Annotated in this window: 23 protein-coding genes and 1 pseudogene; 6 read left to right on the top strand and 18 right to left on the bottom strand. The window is 65.7% G+C overall.

Going from position 1 to position 21,668, the window contains the following annotated elements:
* Nucleotides 1-159: alpha/beta-hydrolase family protein (locus ACLP4W_RS11700; protein ID WP_442386286.1), on the top strand; the 159-nt coding region annotated here is incomplete at its 5' end.
* A gap of 3 nt (nt 160-162) precedes the next feature.
* On the opposite strand, the gene ACLP4W_RS11695 is transcribed toward ACLP4W_RS11700, so the two are convergent.
* The gene (locus ACLP4W_RS11695) at nt 163-609 is read right to left on the bottom strand and encodes a rhodanese-like domain-containing protein (protein ID WP_442386284.1); all 447 of its coding nucleotides are present in this window, start codon (nt 607-609) and stop codon (nt 163-165) included.
* Nucleotides 606-1,223 carry a cysteine dioxygenase gene (locus tag ACLP4W_RS11690; RefSeq protein ID WP_442386283.1) on the bottom strand — a complete coding sequence of 206 codons (618 nt, stop codon included), beginning with the start codon at nt 1,221-1,223 and terminating at the stop codon, nt 606-608. The genes ACLP4W_RS11695 and ACLP4W_RS11690 overlap by 4 nt, the downstream gene beginning before the upstream one ends.
* 112 nt (nt 1,224-1,335) lie before the next feature.
* On the opposite strand from ACLP4W_RS11690, the gene ACLP4W_RS11685 reads away from it, so the two are divergent.
* Both ACLP4W_RS11685 and ACLP4W_RS11680 read left to right on the top strand, forming a co-directional pair.
* On the top strand, nt 1,336-1,779 hold the full coding sequence (locus ACLP4W_RS11685; RefSeq protein WP_442386282.1) for a lipoprotein LpqV: 444 nt from the start codon (nt 1,336-1,338) through the stop codon (nt 1,777-1,779).
* Nucleotides 1,780-1,879: 100 nt separating this feature from the next.
* On the top strand, nt 1,880-2,986 hold the full coding sequence (locus ACLP4W_RS11680) for a patatin-like phospholipase family protein (protein WP_442386281.1): 1,107 nt from the start codon (nt 1,880-1,882) through the stop codon (nt 2,984-2,986).
* Here ACLP4W_RS11680 and ACLP4W_RS11675 read toward each other — a convergent pair whose 3' ends face one another.
* The 15 genes and pseudogenes from ACLP4W_RS11675 to ACLP4W_RS11605 form a co-directional block, all read right to left on the bottom strand.
* Nucleotides 2,987-3,856 (bottom strand): patatin-like phospholipase family protein, encoded by an 870-nt coding sequence (locus ACLP4W_RS11675; RefSeq protein ID WP_442386280.1) that lies wholly within the window; start codon nt 3,854-3,856, stop codon nt 2,987-2,989.
* Between the two features lie 47 nt (nt 3,857-3,903).
* Nucleotides 3,904-4,779: a class II glutamine amidotransferase gene (locus tag ACLP4W_RS11670; RefSeq protein WP_442386279.1), complete on the bottom strand. Its 876-nt coding sequence runs from the start codon at nt 4,777-4,779 to the stop codon at nt 3,904-3,906.
* Nucleotides 4,780-4,868: 89 nt separating this feature from the next.
* A pseudogene (locus ACLP4W_RS11665) lies at nt 4,869-5,294 on the bottom strand (SRPBCC family protein); the annotation flags it as partial.
* 14 nt (nt 5,295-5,308) lie between these two features.
* Entirely contained in the window at nt 5,309-6,373 is a 1,065-nt protein-coding gene (locus ACLP4W_RS11660) for an NAD(P)H-dependent amine dehydrogenase family protein (protein ID WP_442386278.1), read from the bottom strand.
* 34 nt (nt 6,374-6,407) lie between these two features.
* Nucleotides 6,408-8,039, bottom strand: coding sequence for a long-chain fatty acid--CoA ligase (locus ACLP4W_RS11655; protein WP_442386277.1), 1,632 nt, complete (start codon nt 8,037-8,039; stop codon nt 6,408-6,410).
* A 169-nt stretch (nt 8,040-8,208) separates the two neighbouring features.
* Complete coding sequence (locus ACLP4W_RS11650) at nt 8,209-9,330, bottom strand: YncE family protein (RefSeq protein WP_442386276.1); 1,122 nt, start codon at nt 9,328-9,330, stop codon at nt 8,209-8,211.
* Between the two features lie 423 nt (nt 9,331-9,753).
* Nucleotides 9,754-10,092, bottom strand: a complete 339-nt coding sequence (locus tag ACLP4W_RS11645; RefSeq protein ID WP_442386275.1) for a P-II family nitrogen regulator — start codon at nt 10,090-10,092, stop codon at nt 9,754-9,756.
* Nucleotides 10,093-10,106: 14 nt separating this feature from the next.
* Nucleotides 10,107-11,501 carry an ammonium transporter gene (locus ACLP4W_RS11640; protein ID WP_442386274.1) on the bottom strand — a complete coding sequence of 465 codons (1,395 nt, stop codon included), beginning with the start codon at nt 11,499-11,501 and terminating at the stop codon, nt 10,107-10,109.
* Nucleotides 11,502-11,659: 158 nt separating this feature from the next.
* Nucleotides 11,660-12,427 carry a DUF427 domain-containing protein gene (locus ACLP4W_RS11635; protein ID WP_442386285.1) on the bottom strand — a complete coding sequence of 256 codons (768 nt, stop codon included), beginning with the start codon at nt 12,425-12,427 and terminating at the stop codon, nt 11,660-11,662.
* Between the two features lie 18 nt (nt 12,428-12,445).
* Entirely contained in the window at nt 12,446-12,718 is a 273-nt protein-coding gene (locus ACLP4W_RS11630; protein WP_442386273.1) for a DUF6295 family protein, read from the bottom strand.
* An 11-nt stretch (nt 12,719-12,729) separates the two neighbouring features.
* Entirely contained in the window at nt 12,730-13,485 is a 756-nt protein-coding gene (locus ACLP4W_RS11625) for a dienelactone hydrolase family protein (RefSeq protein WP_442386272.1), read from the bottom strand.
* Nucleotides 13,486-13,687: 202 nt separating this feature from the next.
* Complete coding sequence (locus tag ACLP4W_RS11620) at nt 13,688-14,482, bottom strand: hypothetical protein (RefSeq protein WP_442386271.1); 795 nt, start codon at nt 14,480-14,482, stop codon at nt 13,688-13,690.
* Between the two features lie 96 nt (nt 14,483-14,578).
* Nucleotides 14,579-14,950 (bottom strand): DUF732 domain-containing protein, encoded by a 372-nt coding sequence (locus ACLP4W_RS11615; RefSeq protein WP_442386270.1) that lies wholly within the window; start codon nt 14,948-14,950, stop codon nt 14,579-14,581.
* A 704-nt stretch (nt 14,951-15,654) separates the two neighbouring features.
* Nucleotides 15,655-15,843, bottom strand: a complete 189-nt coding sequence (locus ACLP4W_RS11610; RefSeq protein WP_442386287.1) for a hypothetical protein — start codon at nt 15,841-15,843, stop codon at nt 15,655-15,657.
* A gap of 217 nt (nt 15,844-16,060) precedes the next feature.
* Nucleotides 16,061-16,699 carry a hypothetical protein gene (locus tag ACLP4W_RS11605; RefSeq protein WP_442386269.1) on the bottom strand — a complete coding sequence of 213 codons (639 nt, stop codon included), beginning with the start codon at nt 16,697-16,699 and terminating at the stop codon, nt 16,061-16,063.
* Nucleotides 16,700-17,106: 407 nt separating this feature from the next.
* Between ACLP4W_RS11605 and ACLP4W_RS11600 the strand changes: the two genes are divergently transcribed.
* Nucleotides 17,107-17,979, top strand: a complete 873-nt coding sequence (locus ACLP4W_RS11600) for a hypothetical protein (protein WP_442386268.1) — start codon at nt 17,107-17,109, stop codon at nt 17,977-17,979.
* Nucleotides 17,980-18,592: 613 nt separating this feature from the next.
* Nucleotides 18,593-19,690 carry a cytochrome P450 gene (locus ACLP4W_RS11595; RefSeq protein WP_442386267.1) on the top strand — a complete coding sequence of 366 codons (1,098 nt, stop codon included), beginning with the start codon at nt 18,593-18,595 and terminating at the stop codon, nt 19,688-19,690.
* 105 nt (nt 19,691-19,795) lie between these two features.
* On the opposite strand, the gene ACLP4W_RS11590 is transcribed toward ACLP4W_RS11595, so the two are convergent.
* Nucleotides 19,796-20,134 carry a DUF732 domain-containing protein gene (locus ACLP4W_RS11590; RefSeq protein WP_442386266.1) on the bottom strand — a complete coding sequence of 113 codons (339 nt, stop codon included), beginning with the start codon at nt 20,132-20,134 and terminating at the stop codon, nt 19,796-19,798.
* A gap of 397 nt (nt 20,135-20,531) precedes the next feature.
* Here ACLP4W_RS11590 and ACLP4W_RS11585 point away from each other — a divergent pair.
* Nucleotides 20,532-21,668: IS256 family transposase (locus ACLP4W_RS11585; RefSeq protein WP_442386265.1), on the top strand; the 1,137-nt coding region annotated here is incomplete at its 3' end.

Here is a 21,668-nt window from a genome sequence, read left to right as displayed (position 1 = left end):
GCGGTGGACGTGCCGGACGGGCATGGCCACCACTACGTCGCCGACGTCGCCAACGGCTGGGCCGAGGTGCTGTCGCCGCCCGGCTGGACGCCGGAGAAGACCGCCAAGCTGCGACCGCTGCTGCACGCCGACGCCATCCCCAGCGGCTCCAGCGGCTAGCTACTAGATCCAGCGGCGACCGGTCGTACCGACGTCCGCCAGCCCTCCCGGGCGTGAGCCAATCGCACGACCGGCGAGCCGTTCCGGCACACCGCCGCCTGCCAGCGCGTGATAGCCGCCGATGACATCGGTGGCGCGGTGCAGGCCGATGTCGAGCAGCGCGGCCGCCGCCAGGCTGGAGGTGTAGCCCTGCGAGCACACGATCACCCACTCCACGTCGTCGCCGACCGCCTCCGGCAGCCTGGCGTCGCTGGTGGGATCGCAGCGCCATTCCAGGACGTTGCGCTCGATCACCAGCGCCCCCGGCAACTCACCCTCGCTGAGTCGCTGGGCCTGCGTCCGGATGTCGACGAGCACCGCCCCACGCCTGACCGCTTCGGGCACCTCGTCGGCGGGGAGGCGGCGAAACCGCCGCCGGGCTGATCTCACGACGAGGTCGATGCGGCTCATTGGGGTCCTTCCGGTTGGTCGGTCAGTTCGGTGCGCCGGCGGCGCAACCTGTTTCGGTCGGTGATCTCGTAGTACGACATCGCGGTCAGCGGCGGTGAGTAGGCATGAACGCTCAGGGTCGGCTGCGCCTTGCCGGTGTTCGCCAGCCCCGCAACGGACTGGGTGACGGGCCCTGAAACAGGCCTGCGTCCCCACACCACGTCGTGCACCCAGCCCAGCGGGAACCCGGCCTGATCGCCGGCGTCCAGCCGCCGGCGGCGCAAACCCCTGCCGTCCCAACGATATTCGTTGAGCGAGCCGGACAGAACCGTCAGCGCCCCGAGCGACCCGCCGTGGTCGTGCAATTCGGTGGGATGACCGGGAACCCAGCTGATCAGCCAGATGTCCAGTTCGTCGTCGCCGTGGATGCGGGTGAACCAGCGCCGCGACTCCGGTACGCCACCCTTGGGCAGTAGGTGGTCGCGGCGTCGGCTGAGCACATCGTCGGCGGCTTGGTCAGTGGCGTGCAGAAGGTCGGGCACCCGCAGCCGGGTGGGTCCCGACGAGGGGGACGAGACGGTCAGCCGGCGGGGCGGAACGGAGGCGACGACAGGCCCCGCAATAGAAAGGGACATCGGGGAGCTCCAGAGTTAACGGATCGGACAAGCGGCGGCGTGTTAAGCCCGACAACACTCGCAAAATCCGAAGCGCTCCATCACGGCAGCCAGTGTTGCATAGATTGACATCGTGCGCTGGTGCGGTCACCGGCCCCTGCGGTGGGCCACGCTCGTTGTGGCGATTGCTTTGACCGGTTCGTCCGGGCTCACGGGCTGCTGGCACGGCGCCCAAAACGGCAAGACCGCACCGTCGACGGCGCGGCCGTCGGCAGCCCCCGGTCCGGCACCATCGGGCGCCGTCGGGCTCTCCCCCGCCGGCGTGACGACCAGGGTCGATGTGCCCGCGGATTCGACCGAGGAAGAGTATTTCCAGGCCTGTCACGCCGCGAAGGTGTGGATGGAAGCGCAGCCCAGGACCGGTGAGTCGCTATTCGAGCCGTATTTGGCGATGGTTCAGGCCTCGCCCACGGGTACCGCCGGCAGCTGGAACGCGCGCTGGTCGGAGCTGACACTGGCACGGCAGGCGGCCGTGATCACCGCCGCGCGCGCGGCCGCCAACGACGAATGCGGGTAGCGCGGCGGCTGCGCCCCGGGCCCCTGCGCAATTGAGATCACGGGTGAAAAAAGTGCCGAGCCGCCCGGTGAAGGCCCGCTCCGCAGCGCAATATTGATACATGCCCGGCGCACCTGGTGGAGCGGTTGCGCGCTCGCGCGGCTCGTCTCCGACCCGGGTGGCACTGGCGCTCGGCAGCGGTGGGGCCCGCGGCTACGCCCATATCGGGGTCATCGAGGCGCTGCGGGCGCGCGGCTATGAGATCGTCGGGATCGCCGGCTCCTCCATGGGAGCGGTGGTCGGCGGTCTGCAGGCGGCCGGGCGCCTCGACGAGTTCGCCGACTGGGCGAAGTCCCTGACGCAGCGCACCATCCTGCGGTTGCTGGATCCGTCCATCAGCGCGGCCGGAGTGCTGCGCGCCGAGAAGATCCTGGATGCCGTGCGCGACATCCTCGGCCCGGTCAGCATCGAGCAACTGCCCATCCCGTACACCGCGGTGGCTACCGATCTGTTGGCCGGCAAGTCGGTGTGGTTTCAGCGCGGGCCCCTCGACGAGGCAATCCGGGCGTCCATCGCGATTCCGGGCGTGATCGCACCCCACGCGGTCAACGGACGGCTGCTCGCCGACGGCGGCATCCTGGATCCCCTGCCGATGGCCCCGATCGCCGCGGTAAACGCCGACCTGACCATCGCGGTGAGCCTCAGCGGCAGCGAGGTCAGCGAGGTCAGCGAGGTCGTGGCAAACCGCGGCGCGGAGCCGGGTGTCACCGTCGAGTGGTTGAACCGCATGGTGCGCAGCACCTCCGCACTGTTCGACACGGCCGCCGCCCGGTCGGTGTTGGACCGGCCGACCGCGCGGGCCGTGCTGAGCCGATTCGGCGGGTCGGCCGCGGAATCCGATGCCTGGCCCGACGATGCCGGCGCCGAAAAGCCCGCAGCGGACCAGGCTGACCCCGATGGCACGGCCGACGCACCCGGAGTTCCGAAACTGGGCAGCTTCGAGGTGATGTATCGGACCATCGACATCGCCCAAGCGGCGCTGGCGCGCCATACGCTGGCGGCCTATCCGCCCGACCTGCTGATCGAGGTGCCGCGTTCGACATGCCGGAGCCTGGAGTTCCACCGGGCGGTGGAGGTGATCGACGTGGGCCGGGCGCTGGCCAACCAGGCCCTGGACGCCCTCGGGATCGAGGCGGACAAGACCGCCCCGCCCGCGATCGAGGGCTGATCAGACACCCAGGAACCGCGCCACGGCCCCCGCTTCGCGGCGCCCCTGCGCACGTCCGGCCACCGCCGAACCGACGCGGCAGCGCGGATCCAGTGGATTGGGCCCGAAAGCCGCCAGGGAGTCGTCGTCGGCGAACACCGCCAACGTCGTGCCGGCGAACGCCGCGATCTCGGCGGCCGGTCCGGCGCCGAACGGCGATGGCGCGTCGGCACCCGAGGGCACCAGCACCACTGCCACGTCGCAGTCGCCGGCCACTCCGAGGTTGACCGAGCTGGCAATCCCGCCATCCATGTAGCGTCGGCCGGCGATTGTCACCGGTGGCCACGCCCCGGGCACCGCGCAACTGGCCGCCACCGCATCGACAAGCTCGACGCCCGATTCGCGATCGAAAACGACGAGTTCACCGGTGGCGACGTCGATCGCGGTGAGCCGCAGGTCCCGCTCTGACCAGTCATGCGACGGCAGGCGCTGCGCAATCACCTGGCGCCGGACAGGTTCGGGCACCGTTTCGGTCGCCAGCGCCACCGCCCCGATCCGCTGCATCTGCTGTCGGGTCCGGTCCAGCGCCCGGTCGTATGGTTCCCCCAGTGTCGCCAGGAAAAGTCCGATAATGGTCTCGACGTCGACGCCGGATTCGATCTCGGCCGAGGACTCGGCGACCTGCCGGTCGAACAGCATCTCGAGCGTGCTGCCGGTGCCGATCTGCGCGGCGACCGCCGAACCCGCCGACGTTCCTACCAGCACATCCGAATCGAGCAGCAGCCGGGCCGCGGCCGGCGACTTGTCGGCGATGCCGCGCAGAACGCCTGTCTCCCAGGCGATTCCCGCTATTCCTCCACCGGCCAGCACGAGCGCGCGTCGGGGTGTCACGTCCGGTAAGTCTGCCAGCCACCGATCGGGCGCCGACACGGCAGGGTTTAGGCCCGGGTGTGCTGGGCCAGCTCGACCGGCACGCTCAGGTCCGCCCGGCCGAGCGGATGCGTGGGCGGGTCGGGTAGCACCAACGTGCGGGTGATCCGCAGTGCGGCGTCGACGTGGACCAACTCCCCCGGTTCGAGCGGACACCAGCGCGGGTCGTCGTCCATCGGCTCGCTGGCGAACACCACCGACGAGCGAGTGCACAGATGCTCGGACTGTGCGCGGATTCGGTTGGTGGACAAGTCAAATTCGGGATCGGGCGCAGCTGTTTTCCCGTAGCGCCGGTCCAACACGTAGAGCTCGTGTGTCTCCGGATAGCGCAGCGCCCACATCTCGGTGGCCGTGCTCAAAAGCACGTTGGCCGCGTAAATGGGCACGTTCGCCGCCAGCCAGCTCAATGCGTCGACGAGACCGGCTGTTTCGTCGCCGTCCCGGGCGCGGATAGAACCGGTGATCAGGGCGAATACCCGCTCGGAGTCCGTCTCGCCCAACACCAGGTCATCGGTGCCGAGCTCGCGCAGCCGTTCATCGATGTCGTCGAGACCCTCGACCACCCCGTTGTGCGCGAAGATCCGGCCGTCCTGCAAGAACGGATGGGTGTTGCGGACGTCGAGCGACCCGGTCGTCGCATAGCGGACATGGGCGACGAAGGTCGTGCCGGTCAGCTCGTGCGCCTCGGTGGCGAATTGGCTGTCCTGCCAGGCCGCGATCGGCTCCTTGTGCAGCTGCGGCCGGCCGTGCTCGTCGAAAACACCCAGGCCCGTGCCGTCCGGGTTCCTCCTGCTTTGCTCGGACAGGCTGTCCGGGGCATTCAGCAGCCAAAGCGTCGCGGTGCAAACGTGCGTCCCGGCGTGCAGGCCAAAGAGTCGACACATGACTTCGACCGTACCGAAGGCGGGGGTGAACTCAGCCCGTCAGCATCACCGACAGGTCCCGCAGCGCTTGTCGCGCCCACTCCTTTCAGGCCCTTCCACAGCCTGCCGAACAGCGGAAGGGCCCACGAGGTCAGCGGCGACCTCGGGTGGATATCCCAGCGCCAGGTGATTTCGGTTCCGCCCGCGGCCGGCGTGGAGATCCACTCACCGACGACGTGGTCGACAAGCAACGCCATGGGACCGCTGATTCTCGTGAGCCGGTAGCCAAAAGATCGCGGCGGGTCAACCCTGGTCAGCTCCTCGCGCATGCCGGCACCACCGGCCAGCCGAACGATGCGGGTTTGGCCCACGGTGTCCCACGCACCCGCCTGCCCTTGTACCTCCTTGACCGGCGGGATCGGGCCGTGCCAGCGCTTGAAAAGCTGTGGAAGCGGTGCCGGGAGCGTGCGGTCAAACGCTTCCTCGGTGGGGATGGATACGATTCGGGATTCGTCCACGACGAGCGATTGCGCCACCGGCGTAACGCCTTTCAGCCTTTGCGGGCCAGCCGGGGAGCGGCCCGGCCGGTGATGAGCGGCAGGTCGAAGAAGCTTTGAATGCCCGCCGCGGCGGCGCAGGTGGCGGGGATCGCGTTGACACAGTGCGCTGCGGTAGCCACGATCCCGGGGTTACTCTGCAGCCCCGTTTCCACGCTTTCCGGCTGCCATCCCTTGACGGTCACAAAGGTGTCCGGGTTGCCGCGAACTTCGATCTCGTACCGTTCCCCTGCGGGGCCGAACGACCAAGGCGGATCAAGGTTTTCGGAACCCATCAGCCAGTTCACCGTGATCCGCACGACCACCGTGTCGCCGACCAGCGCCTCCCAGTGGAAGCGGCGCCCGGCGACCTGCCCGGGCTCGATCACCCCGATCGGTGAGTCGATCGGTGCGGTCGCGACGGCCACCTCCTGCGACGACCGGATCTCGGGGCCGGCGGCAAAGCCCAGTTGGTCGACGCACAGCCGGACGGACTGGCTGAACCCGCCGTCGAGCAGCTTTTGCATCGGCCCGGTCAACGCGCTGTCCGGCGTCGCGCCGAAGCCCATCACATAGCGCAACACATCCGGTGCGTCATAGGTGCGAAGATCTGAAAACTCTTCGGAACGAAGGAAAGTCACGCCGGTCGACATCACCGACAACAGCAGTGGAAACAGCTCGGTGGCCGCCCCGGGCCCAATGCCGGCACCGTGCAGCGTCGCGTTGCCGGCCTGCCCGGCGATTTCCAGCGGGGCGGCCTCCTTTTCGCTCGGGTAGAACCATCCGAGCGGGGTGACGACGTTCTTGCCCGAGCGCAACAGCGCGGCGACTTCCTCGACGTTGGGCAACAACGGTGCATAGATCACCGCGTCGGCATCCAGCGCGAGCACATCGTGGATGCTGTTGGTCGCCGTCACGCCAAGCGGCGACGTGCCGATGATCTCACCGACATCCTTGCCGCTCTTGGACTCCGAATGTACCCAGCAGCCAACGAGTTCGAGTTCAGGATGATCCAGCACACCTTTGATGGCCGCCACACCGACCGAGCCGGTCGCCCACTGAATGACCCGCAGGACCATGTCCCTCACCTTCCTCGCGAGCTTCTAACAACCCTCAGTCGCGAGCCTCGACCACCCAATAACCATGGTCGGCGTATCGCGACCGGATGGCCTTCTTGTCGTACTTGCCCACGCTGGTGCGCGGAATCTCGTCTACGAACGTCCACCGCTCCGGCAACCACCATCGAACGACCTTGTCCGCCAGGAACGTACGCAGATGTTCGGCACTGACCGATGTGCCGTGCTTTGCCACGACGACTGCGAGCGGTCGTTCCTGCCAGCGCTCGTCGGGAACCCCCACAACCGCAGCCTCGAGCACATGCGGGTGGGCGATCAGGCAGTTCTCCAACTCGACCGAGGAGATCCATTCCCCGCCGGACTTGATGACGTCTTTGGCCCGGTCGGTCAAGGTGATGAAGCCGCGCTCGTCGAGACGACCCACGTCGCCGGTCCGCAACCAGCCGGAGTCGAACTTGGAGTCGTCACGTCCCAGGTAGTAGGAGCCGGCGATCCAGGGACCGCGGACTTCCACCTCACCCACGGAGTTGCCGTCCCTGGGCAGCACCTGGCCGTCGTCATCGACGATCCGCATCTCCACGCCGCAAACCGGTTGGCCCTGCGTCGCGCGTAAGGCCCAGTGCTGGTCCTCCGGAGTTCCCGGCGGCGGCCAGGCCATGGTGGCCATCGGCGACGTTTCGGTCATGCCCCACAGTTGCCGGATCTGCACACCGTGTTTCTCCTCGAAGGTGCGCATCAGCGATACCGGAACGGCCGAGCCACCGCACACCACCAGACGCAGCGACGACATGTCGTGGTCGGGGTCCTGTTCGAGGCAGTGCAGGACGTCGTTCCAGATGGTTGGCACCGCGCCGGCCACCGTGGGCCGCAGCGTCTCGACCATGCCGATCAGCGATCGGGCATCGAGGTGGCAATCGGGTAGCACCAAGTCGGCACCCCCCATCAGCGCCGCGTACGGCAGCCCCCAGGCGTTGGCGTGAAACATCGGCACGATCGGCAGCACGCTATCGCTGGCACCAACGCCGATGCCGTTGGTCGTGCACGCCGCCATGGTGTGCAGGAAGCTCGAACGGTGGCTGTACACCACTCCTTTGGGGTTGCCGGTGGTGCCGCTGGTGTAACACATTGCCGCCGCGGACGTCTCATCGATTCGGGGCCAGTCGAATTCGGTCGACTCGCCACCGGTCACGTCGGCATACCCCAGCACGGTCTTGCCGGATTCCCGCAGCGGCTCCGCGTCACCTTCGCCGACCACGATCACCGTGTGTACGGTCTCGAGATTGCCCAGCACCGGCGCGAGCAGTTTGGCCAGTGAAACGTCGACCAGCACGACCCGGTCTTCGGCTTCATTGGCGACATAGGCGATCTGCTCGGGGAACAGCCGGATGTTGAGGGTGTGCAGGACGGCACCCATCGACGGCACCGCGAGATAGGTCGCCAGGTGCTCGGCGTTGTTCCACATGAACGTCGCGACCCGCTGGTCTCCGGTGACGCCGAGGCGGCGCAACGCGTTCGCCAGCTGGGCGGCCCGTTTACCCAGTTCGGCGTAGCTGGTGTGCCGGTAACCGTCCCCGGTGGCGGTGGTGACCGTGCGGGCTCCGTGCACACCGCAGCCGTGCCGCATGATGGCGGTGATCGTCAACGGAAAGTCCTGCATCGTGCTGTACATCGATGTACCACCTTTTGGGTGTCGGCCGTCGGGGCCGAAAGCGTCGGGCCGTCGGCCGCCTCCACCCTAAGCCTCGGTCCAGCAAACGCAACATCCTTTGATGCGATCCTGCCCCGCGGGTCAGTGAATTCTGCGAATTCGGCGTGGCCCAGCACAACTGGGCGCCGGGTTAGGTGAGTGCCGGCTCCAACTGCTGCGGCAGCTCGGGCATAGCCGACGCGGCCGAGTCCTGGCTCTCGGGCGCCGGGTCCCCGACGCCTGACGCGACGATCGCGCCGGTCGGCGCCACCGTGACCGTGCCGGAGTAGTCGGCGATGTAGAGGTATTTTGCGTCCGGGCTTTCGACGACGCACGACGGCTCGTTCGCCACTTTGACGCTGCCGATGACGTCGTGCGTCAGTGTGCACAGCACCGTGATGCTGTCGTCGCTGACCAGATAGGCACGATCGCCGTCGCCGCTGAGTGTCAACCCGGTGAGAATGCCACTGATCTCGCCGATCTTGCGCGTGCCGGTGATCTTGCCGGTGTGGGTGTCGATGACGTCGATCACTGCTGACTCGGGAGCGCAACTCGCGACGTAGGCGATCGCACCGTTGGGGCTGAGCGCGACGTCGCGGATTGGCAAACCGATCTCAACGGTGCCGATGCGTCCCCCGGCGCGACGGTCGCCGGACTGCGGTTGCGCGCCGATCACGACAAGCCGCCCGCCGGCCGGGCCATTCGTGGCGACGTACAGGCGGCCCCCGTCAGGGCTGAGGCGCATGCACTCCGTGGTGGTTCCCGGCGCCTTGCAAACGTCGGTGAGCTCGATCGGCTCCACACCGCCCGTCGCGGTGTCCAACACTGCGATGTCGGCACCACCAGCGCCATTTCGGCTGGCGTAGACGGACTTTCCGTCGGGGCTCACCGTTAGGTCGGTCACGCTCAACGCCAGTGGATGGGTCGCGATGACAGTGTTGGTGAACACGTCGATGACCGCGATCGAGTCATACGCAGTTGCGACGGTGCTGACGTATGCGTGGTTGCCGTCGTGGCTGCCCATGGCGATCGCGAATGGCTCGTTGAGGCCGGAGATGGTCTCGGTGACCCGGCATGTGCCGGTGTCTATGACCGAGACACTGTTGCGGCCGTAGTTGGTCACCATCAGTCGGGTGCCGTCGGGGTTGGCGGCGATGCCGCTGATCGGACCGTTGTTCACGGCGATCTCGACGACGATCGGAGAACCGGGTTCGGCGCCCAGCTCAATGGCCTGCCCACCCCGAGCGGCCTCCCGGTGGTTCACATCCCTCATGCTGGAACCGCCTTTGCTGTATTCGTGGTGCGTCCACGGGCGCGACAGTGGCCGCGGCGACGCCTACGACACCTGCGGGCCTGGACAACAGGACTCCAGCGCCCTTACGTGTCTGCTTTGAAACGATTTTACCGACCGAATTCTCGGCAAAAGGAATTCAAGCTGAGCGCTATTCAGCAGGTCACGCTGACGGCTCGGACTGGCGCCGTCGAGTAGACCGCGGTCCGATCGATAGCGAACGTAAATCGTCCATCTAGCAGCATGATTGAGGCCCGTGGGTAACTTCTATGGCCGCGCTATTAAAATTCGGAAATAAGATTTCTCTTAGAATTACCGGCCAAAAAGAGGTAAATATCACATTGGGCTGTTTCGCGCGCGCCCACGACGAATCAATTTGCTAAGTGCCCGGGAATCCGATCGAGGTCAGAGTGCGTCGTGGTCGCGTTCCCCGGTCCGGATACGGACCACCGTATCCACCGACGAAACCCAGACCTTGCCGTCGCCGATCTTGCCGGTGCGCGCCACGCTGACGATGGCCCCGACGACTCGTTCGGCAAACTCGTCGTCGACGAGAACGTCGACGCGGACCTTCGGGACGAACTCGACCGCGTACTCGGCTCCGCGGTAGACCTCGGTGTGCCCCCGCTGCCTGCCGAATCCCTGGACTTCGGTAACGGTCATGCCCAGCACGCCGACGGACTCCACGGCGTGCCGAACGTCATCGAGGGTGAAGGGCTTGACGATCGCGGTTACCAGCTTCATGGCGTCTCACAGTCTCAATCGTCGACCGGCTCAGCGGGCTTGGAGGCCGCGAATGACTCAATCCGCCGGCCCGTGGCGAGCGTGTCGTCGGGGTAAGCCTCTTCGTCGTGCACACCGACGTCGCCGCTTTCCAGGACCTCATCGGGCAACCGCAACTTCATGAAGAGGCCAAGGACTCTCAAGATGACAAACGTGATGAGCGCGTCCCAGACGATCACCGTGCCCGCGGCGCCGGCCTGGATCAGGATCTGTTTGGGATGGTGACCGTACAGCCAACCGGAGAACGTCACGTCCGTGCCGGTGCTGCCGCCGAGGTATTCCACGATGTGCGGGTCGGCCAGTACCCCGACGAGCAACCCACCCGCCAACCCCGCCACGCCGTGCGTGTGGAACACGCCCAGGGCGTCGTCGACCTTCCTGAACAACCTCGTTGTGCCAAGCCAGTTCCAGGACATCCAGACGAGAGACGAGGCAACGACACCGATGATCATTGCGCCGAAGCTGTTGACAAAGCCGGCCGCCGGGGTGATGGCGACAAGGCCCGTGATCATGCCATTGACGGCGCCGAGGAACGTCGGCTTACGCTGCTTGCTCACGAAGAGGTCCCAGAGCACCCAGGTCAGCAATGCGACGGCGGTGGTGAGGTTGGTGTTGATGACCGCCAGTGACGCGTCGGCACCGGAGAAGTACGGGTCACCGCCGTTGAACCCGTTCCAGCCCAACCACAGGATCCCGGCGCCGACCGCGGCCAGGGGAAGGTTGTTGGGCAATGCGCGTTCCCGGTCACGCGCCAGCCTCGGACCGATCACCGCGGCAGCGACGAATCCCGTTGTGCCGGCGGCGAGGTGGATCACGTACCCACCGGAGTAGTCCAGGGCGCCCGCCTGTGCCCACCAGCCGCCGCCCCACAACAGGAACGCGTTGACCGAGTAGGCGAACGTCGACCACAGCGGCACGAAGATCAGCCAGACCTTGAAGCTCATCCGGCCGATCACACTGCCGAGGAACAGCAGCGGGGTGATAGCGGCGAACACGAACTGGAAGTACGCCAGCGTGGTCTCCGAGAAGCGGAACGACGGCATGGTGCCGTCCAGCAGCGGGATGTAGGCGATCTGCTGGTTGTTGCTACTCAGAATCGTCCTGGGGATACCGACCGCGGCTCTCAGCATGCCGGGGCCGAGCTTCAGGGGCTCGCCGAAGCCCATCTTGAAGCCCCACAGCACCCACACGACGAGCACCAGCGAGAACCCGCTGAAGGCCATCAGCAGGGTGTTGACGGCCCACTTCTTCTGGACGATGCCGCCGTAGAGAACGGCGATGCCTGGAATGCTCATCAGACCGACGAGAGTCGCCGCCACCAACTGCCAGGCGTTGTCTCCGGGATTGAGCCAATCGGGATACGGCAACATGTTTCAGATACACCCCAGTTCGAGCCAACGGCTTATTGGAATCACCTGCGGTGCCTACCGATCACGGCGTAGACGGGTGAAGCCTCGATTGGAAATGTTTCGGGAGTATGTTCCGCGGTTTAAATATTGATTTCGTCTGCGTCAAGCCTGGTCTGCGGCTAGCTGAACTGCGTCTGCGGCCGCGGCAATACCACACCGTCGATGACGATGTCGAGCTTCTCGTTGTAGAAGGCCACCAGGCCGGCGATCGGGGAGACCGCCGGCAGCGGATAGCGGTACGTCCATGCCAGGTCCGGATGCACGGTGTCGCCGACGCGCACCGACCAGTAGGCCGACGTTACTCCCTTGTACGGGCACAACGTTTGTGTCGAGCTGGGTTCCAGATGCTCGAAGGCGATGTCGGTGGGATCGATGTAATACCTTGTAGGCAAACCTGTTTCGAACAGCAACACGGGAGATCTGGTGTCGGCCAGCGCGATTCCGTCAAGCTCGACCCGGATGTGCCGGTGTGAGCGCAGCGCGTCGACCCGCGAATACGGATTGCGCGGGTGGCCGTAGATCGGCTCGTCTTCCTCGAACCACCGCAGCCGATCCCATTCGAATCGCACGGTGCCCGCCACCGGGCTGTCACTGCCGACGTCGAACACCCGCGCGGCCGACGGGTAGTTCTGGCCGGCGCCTACCAGTGAGTGCAGTCGTGACGGACCGAATTGCACTTTCTGCGGATGGTTTTCGTCGCGCAGGAACTCCTCGCGGACATCCGAGAGCGGCACGTAATACATCGGGTAATAAGGGACTTCCCACACGTAACGGGCCGCGGTGGTGTCGAAGACCAGCGCGTGGCCGAGGTAGCCGCGGACCCGACGGGGCGCGGGCTCTATCCGTCCGCGGGTAGCGGCCATGTGCGGGTAGTCACGGTCCCCCATGTCGGTAGTCATGGGCACCTACTGGTCCTTGGAGGCCAGTCCGGCCGGCGCATGGGCGATCGCTTTCCGGATGGCGTCGGCCAACGCCAGGGCGCTTTCCTCGGTGAGTTCGAGGGCCACCCGCGCCGACGGGCCGAGTTCGGGGTTGATGACGTCGATGTTGACGGTGTGGCCGTACGGCGCATGAACGGGGTGGTCGACATAAACCGTCGCGCGATCGGCGCCGAACCATCCCGTTGCGCCTTTGCCGCTGCCGTCGATCTGCACGTGTTCGGTCAGATAGGTGCACATGTCTTGGCCGCCTAGCCTTTCAGGTGGGTCGCAAAGAAGTCGTCGATGCGGCGCCAGCCGTCAACCGCCGCCTCCACCCGGTACACCGGCCGGTCGACGGAGAAGAACGCGTGGCCTGCGCCCTCATAGGAGTGGAACTCGTGCGGCTTGTCCAGCTTGGTCAACTCGGCGTCGAGCGTGGCCACCGCGGCAGGCGTCGGAAACCTGTCCTCGAGCCCGAACAGGCCAAGCAGCGGACAGCTCAGGTCCGGCGCAAGGTGCAGGATCGGTTTCATGGCTTTCGGCATACCCTCGGGCGGATCCTCGACGATGAATGCGCCGTAGCAGTCCACCGCGGCGTCGAACCGCAGCGAGCACGCCGCCAGGTACGCATGCCGCCCGCCCGAGCAGTGCCCGATGACGCCGAACTTCCCGTTCGCTCCGGGCAGCGAACGCAGGTGCTCGACCGCGCCCGCGACATCGCCCACCAGTCGCTCATCGGGCACCCCGCCGGCGGCCCGGGCCGCCGCCGCGGCGTCATCGGGCGCGGCACCCGGGGCCTCGCGTGAATACAGGTTCGGGGCCACCGCGTGATAGCCGTCGACGGCGAGGCGCCGGACGAACTCCTTGGTCTCGCGGTCGTAGCCGGGCATGTGGTGGATCCAAACGATTCCGCCGCGCGACCCCTCGGCGAGTGGCATGGCCCGATAGGCCTCGATCTCGTCGCCGCCGTGACCGGTGATGGTGATCGTTTCCGCGCGGACGGCGTCTGGACTGAGCGCGTTCATCACTGCTCCTTTTGGGGCTCCTTGTTCGGCCGCTTGTTTGGTTGCGGAGATGCGAAGCGCATGCGGCGTGTCCGGGTGCTGGTCAGGGCGCGCCCCGCCGGAACCAACGTATCCGAATTGCGCCATGGCGGAGCGCGGCGCAGGTCAGCCGTCGCGTTCCGCCGGCGCCTGAGGGACGGGCGCTTAACCCACGCCCGCGGTTCTAGTGGCGCCGGTCGCGCACTTTGTAGGTGGAGGGCCACGACTTTCGGGACTCGTCCCCGGTCAGCGGGGTTCCCATCCCTCCGACCTTGACGTTGTAGGCCTCTTTACCGGGGCCCACCTCGCGATTCGCGTGTTCCTGGGCCAGGTAGTACAGCTCATCGATGGTGGCTTCGTCATAGGCGACGAATGAGGTCTCGCGGGCGACGTCAGCTATTCCGACAAGCATCCGGTCGGGCAGCAACCGCGACGCCAGTGCCGCCAGGCCCAACAGCGAGAACGGAATGACCCAGTAGCAGACAAACGACAACGGGGTCTTCGTGTCGAGGATCGTCGCTTCTGTTCCCCTCAGGGCCCCCACGATCGGCGGGATCGCCGACGACACCGCCATGCCCGCGAACGCGGCGATCCAGGTCCAGGTCAATCGCGTGACAATCCGGCCGAACAGCTCGGTCTTGACCACGTCATCCGGCTGTTCCGCGGCGGCGAACTCGCGCACGAACGGCTTGCCGACCAGCAGGCCGGCAAGCGCCACCAGCAAGATCCCGGCGTTACTCAGCGGCAGGATCCACCGCTGATTGAACGGGTCGCCGAGCGCAAATGTCAGAACTGTCAGCACCAGAAAAGTTGCGACGGAACCGATCCGAAGCGGGTGCCCCGACGGGCCCGCGGCGCGGCCGATCGCGAACGCGGCGATGGCGATCCCAAGCGCGACCAGGACGGCAACGGTGAAGGGGACGTTACCCACCAGCACCCAATAGACGATCCACGGCGCAAGACCAAACAGCATGCCCACGATGGGTCAGTTTATGAGTGGCGTTCCGCGGTGCCGTCCCGGTGTATGCCCGCGACGGCTTCTGCGTGCTGCACGGCATTGATGGGATGTTGTTTCTTAACCAGAGCCGGGAAGGCCAGGAGAAACAGGGTTGGTGGTCTTAGCGCTGGACTTGCTCAGGTAGTCGGGGCAGTAGACGGCCGACGCAATCGCGGTGAACCTGGTGGAGCCGGCGAGGCCGAATCCTGGATTGAGACTCATCACCTGTTTGATGACGTCGATTTCCTTCTGACCCGAGTCCATCATGTTGCACGCCGTTCTGGCGGCCGCGACGGCACCAGGCCCGTTGCCATAGGTGATGCCCGCTTGGCTGAGCTGGCTTAGAAAGCTCGCATCTTGACCCGGATCGGCGGGGCCCGGGTCGGCCTGCGCCGGCACGGCCTGGCCGATGATGGCGGCGAGACCGGCAAGCACTACAAACAGACGCATCGCTTCATCATCGTCGACGTCGGCGCGTTTGTCCTGTCGGCTCCGATTCGTCGGACAGCACCCCGGGGCGTCGAAGTGCGTGAGGGATAGTCTTCGCGGCAGAAGCCAACGTGGCTCGGCGAGCCGGCTTCCCGTTCAACAGCCCCGGGCTGTGCGGGTGCGGGCCATCATTGACCAGACTCGCATACCGGCTGTCCGCCGCCACCTCTGGCGCCTCCTGGCCCGGTGCACGGGATACGTATCGCCGGGTACGGGGGCGGCGGAGTTGGATTGTTCACCGGCCCGCCCGGAACGCCCTGGCGGTTGGGGCACGACGGGGGCGGGTCCAACGGGGCGGCGTTGACCAGCCCTACCCCGAACGTCACTGCTGACATGCCGACGCCGGTAGCGATCGCCGCCGCGCTGACCATGCGCTTCACATACATCTTCGGTCCGTACCCTCCGAGGCTTCGATGTTCACCACGCTGGCTACCAGCTATCCAGGCGGCCCGGCGGTGCCGAAAACCACTGCTGCAATGCCACACAACGACGCCGTCGTCTTGCCTTTGCGGATCGTCACAACAACTCCCATCTGTACGCCTGCGGAGGAGTTGCGCCCTGACACCGGCCACAGGGTAGCAGGCGTCGAGCAGGGATTTCTTCCGTGCCCGAGGTGGCGCGACAACCTGGGGCCGGTCAGCGCTCGGCAGTCTTTTCGATTCCCTTTAGTGGCGCCGCTGGCGCACTTTGTAGGTCGAGGGCCACGACTTTCGGGACTCGTCTCCAGTGGACTGCCCGATCACAAACGCGGCGACGGCGATCGCCAGCGCGACCACCACGGCAGTGGTGAAAGGGACGGTACCGACAAGCACCCAATAGACGATCCACGGCGCAAAGCCAAGCAGCATGCCCACGATGGGTCAGTGTATGGCTGTCGGGTTCACCGTGGCGTCGGCGGCAAGGTTCAAGGGGGTGGCGCCATCGGCCGGCCTGCTGGCGCGGCACCCGCGACGGTGGCGAGTATGGACAGGTCCGAACACGAGCCTCAATCTGCCTGGTTTGCTCAGCGCTCCTGGTCGAACCGGTCTGTACGAGAACCTTGCCCGTCCGAAAAAACCTCAGGCGCTGAGCTCAGCTTCGGGCGCCACGCTCATACACAGTCACCCGATCATGTTGACCCCACCATTGAACCGGCAAGTGGGAATCCACTTCGGTCCAATCTGTTTCGAGTATCAGGTGCATCTGATCATTGCCGGAAGCGCCGCCGCGGCCGTCGCCGATGTAGATGGCGCGTTTCCCCTTGTAGGCCAGCAACGTGCGCGCGCCGACATCCTGGCCAAGGGGCGGCCACGAAAGGAATAGTGTCCTGTCAGGGTGCAGGGCGACCGCTTCGGCGCAGTCTTTCGCGCAGACCTCGGTATAGAGGTCTTCGCCGTGCCAACCATTGAGGTGCAGCGCCGTACCCGGGTTCAGGTCGTAGCAGACGACATCCACACCTAACTGCGCAAGCAGGTAGGCCCAATAGCCAGTGCCCGCGATCGGATCGACCAGGCCGCCTTGAACGTGCTTGGCCACGAACGCCACGGTATCGGGGTCGGGAACGGCCCAGCAGTACTTCCTGACCAGCCTTGCTCGGTTCGGCGAGTGGGCCATGTTCTCTTCTAGGGTTCGGTCCAAACTGAAATAACCGACCACCGGGTTCCCCCCGAGACCCCTATCGGTCTCAACGCAGTCCTTCACAGCCTCCCAATAGGGATTGTTGATGGTCACTCCCGGTACTCCCTCAAGCTGAGGCCCTCCCAGCACTTGGGGCCAAATTCCAAGTCGTCTGCGTCGAACATCTTTCGTTGCCGATTTTCCCGCTACATGTGGCGTTGCGTCGCCCAAGCGACGTCGGAGTGCTCACGGTGTCGCAGGATTCACGCTGCCCGGTCCCCCGGCGGCCACCCATCACCACGAGGTCAGGTTCATCAGGACAAGGGCGCTCGTCGCGGGCGTGGGCTTCTGAAGTTGCCAGGTCGAATCAGCCTCGTCACTGGTGTCGACCAATCCTGAAAGGGTCTGCCAGGTGTTCAGATCGTAGCCCGATTTGCGAGCCAGGGCCCGTCGTCAAACGTCCACGCCGCCGGGGCCCTAATCTGGACCCGCGGAAGAGGGCCCGGGTGAGGAGGGAAATTATGAGCGAGCCGATCCAACCGGACCCGCCTGCGGGCGGCAGCGAAGTCCAATCGGGCGACGCGCCTACAGAACCGCCCGACCGCCGGCGATGGTGGCATTGCACTGCCCCGCGCATTGCCAGCCGCATCGCGGCACTCATCCTCGCGGTGTCGGCGGCGGTGCTGCTCGCCTGGCTGCTTCTGAGTCAACCCTGGGACGCCGCTTCCAAAGCCGCGTGGTTTTCAGGTCTTGGCATGTTCCTCGCCGTCGTCGTCGCCCTCTGGCAGTCGGTCATCATCCGACGCCAGGCAGAAGACGACGCCAAAGAAGCGCATGAGCGACTGCGGCGTGAGCTAAAGGCAGCCGAGCAAAGGTCAGTGAGAGAGCTCAACAATGCGCGTGAGCTGCACCGGATCGAGCTTGAAGCACAACGGGAACAAGCTCGCATCCAGCGCGTACATCTGCGCGAACAAGAGTTCAAGCTCGCCTTGATTCGCGTATCGCGAGCCATCAACGACTACACCCTCGAGCTGGCAATCCTCATCGAGCAGGGACACAAAGTGGTGACGATGCCCGAGAAACAGGAACGCGAGGACGCACTTGCGCCGGCCAGTAAGAAACTCGGCTCCCTCCTCAAGGACGTACAGCTAGAAATCTCCGGGGCGCACATGTTCACCCGAAACACGGCACTTCATAACTCTCTTGACGCGGTGAACGCCACCACGATGCTCGGCTCACACGCTGAGGCGATGTTCCGGGAGGCGGTGATCAATATCAGCACCATGCCCCGCTCGGTCGCCGACGCGATCTTCCAGGCGATGACGACGATGCAGACGGCGACGGGCAACGTCCGCCGGCTGGCTGGCGAACTGCTGGACACCGGCTGGGACTGACCCCCGTCCCGGCTGTTTTCCCTCTCCGAGCTGCCCTGTCGGCGCTCGTGCCGGTGCCCGGTTGGCCGGCCAGGCCGGCACTGGCCCGGCCATTCCTGGCCCCTGGTTGCCCGCCAGTAGCGCGACGAGTTGGCGTACCCTGGCCTGATCCGAACGACTCCCCCGGGAGGCTGGGACAACGGGGAGCCGATACGCTCCTGGCGTTCCTGGTCGCACTACCCTGCCTCCCCGACATACGACTGCGACCAGATGGAGTTCACCCAGCGATGAACCATGCCGACGTGCCAGATATGCCTGACAGGCTGGAAATCGAGATAACCGCCGAAGATTACGCCAGGCTCCGCGAGCTTCCCAAAACGTCGGACACCACCCATTGCGTCGGCTGCCTGGCACCTGCACCGGCTGTGGGCGATCCCGGGTGGGGAGCCGGAGGGTTCCGCAACGGGTTGACCGGCGACGAGAATGTTTACGCCCCCCGCCTGGTGCTTTATGCGCGGAGACGGGCGCCATTCACGGAGGCAGCGTGAATTCGCCTCCGTTACACCACAAGGAGAGTCCGCTCTTCGCGGCAGACCGCGGCGCTTTTTGGCGCCACCTGCGCGGGCTGGGCCCGGTGGTGAAAATCGAGGCAGGCAACCCGATGCTGCACGGCTACTATCTCACCAGGCGGGACGACGTGCGCGCGGCTTTGCTCGACCCGGAGACGTTTATGTCACCGCCAAAAACCTTCAAGATCAGGTCGTTTGGCGTACCGCTTCCACAGGTGCCGCTCGCTTGCGGGACGCGAACGGATCATGCCCGTTACGGCCGCGTTTTGCATCCGCTCTTCAGCCCCAAAGGGTTGGCCCCCTTTGCACCGGTCTTGCGCGCCCAGGCCGCGACTTTAATAGACGCGGTCGCTGCCACAGGGCAGTGTGATGCGACCAACCCCGCCGACGCCCACGCCTGCCAAGCGCTGCTCGCGGTGTGTGGTTTGCCGACAGACGACGAAAGGGCGGCTCAGCTGATCGGGGCCGCGGTAATCGGCGACGCCGACGGGGCAGCCGAACTTGAACTCTTCACCTGGCTGGATTCCGAGCTGGGCGCCGGGATGAGAAGTCCCGAACGGCCGCCAAGCATTCTCTGGCCGCTACTGGAGGGACGCAGGGATAAGAATTTTCCGCTCAGTCCGGTCGAAGTGGCTGCGGTCGTCCTTTTGTTGTTCTCTGTTGCCGGCATTGAAATGGTCGCCGCGGCAATTAGTTTCTCTCTTCTGCGTCTGGCGCGCGATCCACAACTGCAGGCCCAGCTACGCGAAGACCCGGCACAGATTCCGGCGTTCGTCGAGGAAATGTTGCGGTTGGAGGCGCCGGGGCCGGCCATTCCGCGCGTCACCACGAGGGAAGTCAAGATCGGCGGCGTCACGATCCCGAAGCACAGTGCGGTCTGGCTGGGCTTGGAAGCCGCGGGCAGAGAGAACGGCGGCGACGAGATGGCGACGGACAGCGACGGAAAGATTCTGCGGCAGCGCCACTGGGCGTTCGGCAGCGGCATACACCGATGCTTGGGCATGCATCTGGCCCGTATTGAAATCGCCGAATTTGTGACCGAGTGGTTGAGCCGCGTCCCGCAATTCGAACTAGAACCGGGCTTCGCGCCGGCCATTAGGCATTTACCGACCGGCGTGACTCACCTGGCCAGCCTAATGCTGCGCTGGGCAGACTTTCAGTAGCCCCAGTTCCGGCGGGCCGACGGGTGTGGACACAACTGGCACAGTTGAACCGCTGTCTCGACTGCCAGCGGGTGCCTGCTCGCCCGTAAAGGACAATGCCCGTCGTTAAGCAGCGGGTGGCCAGGGGAGGGTCCCAATGTCGTCCGTCGACGTGTCGGGGCAGTACGCGTTGGCCGCGATCTTTGTGAACGTGGCGGCCTCGTCCCATTTGAGTCCAGGGTTCGAGTTATGGATCGCAATGACGACATTCGCCATCCTCATGTTGCTGTCATTCGCCATTTTGCACACCGACTTGCCGGCTGCGACTGCCTTGTCCGGGTCGGGATAGCCGAGACCGGCCGCTCCGAGTGCGGCGAGGAATTGGTCATCGGTGCTATCGGCGTACGCGGGCACAGCCATGCCGATCATGGCAGCAAGGCCTGCCAGCATCAGGACGAATCTCATACTCCCCCGATCCTCCCAGAGTGGCGATTGGTTCGCATCTCGTCCGGCAAACCGAACATCAAAAGCGAATGACACTGTGCGTGGCCGGACACCGCGCGGCTCCAACCCGCTCGACGCGGACTTCACTCCGGGCGCCGCCTTCGATCCTGAGGAGTTTCAGTTCAACCCGTGTTCATCAAGGCGCGTTGGGTGGCACATAACCGCAAACCCTGCGATTTGTCAGCGGTGGTGTCAAACTCAACCACTTCCGCTGGGGCCGTCGAGTTGTGACAACTCGTGACACCGAGACCGGCCCCGAAGGCTGACACAGATGGGTGGCGTCCATCCGCTGGTGTAAATGGTCACGGGCGTAGGTTCCTTCGAAACCTGCCAAAGCTACGAAGGAGGATCTACACCCGTGACCAAGCGAGTATCGCCGATCGACCGTGTGCGCGCTGAGATTGACCAGCTGTTCGCCGCTACTGAGCGACCCCTGACCGAGATCCTGGAGGATGTCGGGCGTCTGTCCGTGCGCCTGCTGTTTCAGACCGCCGTGGAGGCCGAGGTGGAGTCGTTCTTGTGCCGGGCGCGCCACGAGCGGCGGGACGAGGACGGCCCGACCGGGTATCGCAATGGCTACCAACCGCCGTCGACGGTGAAGACGACGATGGGCCCGGTCGAGCTGCAGCGCCCCAAGCTACGGGCCACCCACGAGCGGTTCTGCTCCCGCCTGTTCGGTGACGGGGTGACCCGCACCAACGCCCTCGAAGCCTTGGTGCTCTCGGGTTGGGTGCGGGGCCTGTCGGACCGCGACATCGAGGCGGCCCTAGCCGAGGTGCTGGGCGCGCAGGCAGCCCTATCCCGCTCGACACTGAGCCGGATTTGCTCGGCCATCAAGGATGAGTTTGCCGCCTGGTGTGCGCGGCGGCTGGATGACATCGTCCTGGATTACTTGTTCTTGGACGCGTCAAACTTCCGCATGCATCCCAACGCCCCGGCCGAGCCGGTGCTGGCCGCCTGGGGAATCACCACCGACGGCAAGCCGGTCTTTATCGGCCTGGCCCCCGCGGGATCGGAGTCCACCGACGCGTGGGCCGACTTCCTCGGCGAGCTCAAGGATCGGGGGCTACGCTCGCCGCTGCTGGGCATCTCTGACGGCGCCCCGGGCCTGATCTCGGCGTTGGAGACCACTTTCCGCCAGAGCCTGCGCCAGCGTTGTCTCATCCATCGCTGCCGCAACGTGATCGCCAAGGTGCCCAAGTCGGCCGAGGCCGAGATCAAGGCGGCGTTCTGGTCGATCTTCGACAACATCGACCAGGCTCCCGGCGAACGGGCCGTCGCTGAGGCGACCCGCCGTGCCGGCGAGTTCGCCGCCCGCTACCGCAAGCTCTACCCCAGGGCTGTCGCCTGCCTGGAAGACGACTTCGCCTCGCTCACCGTGCACTTGCGCTTCCCACGCGAGCACTGGAAACGCATCCGGCACTCCAACTTCATTGAACGCACCTTCGGGGAATCCCGCCGTCGCGTCAAGGTCATCGGCCGGCTCCCCGGCGAG

It is taken from the genome of Mycobacterium sp., assembly GCF_052145595.1.
GTDB lineage: Bacteria > Actinomycetota > Actinomycetes > Mycobacteriales > Mycobacteriaceae > Mycobacterium.
Note: the sequence above shows the minus strand (reverse complement) of the source record. Positions and strands in the feature narration are given on the sequence as shown.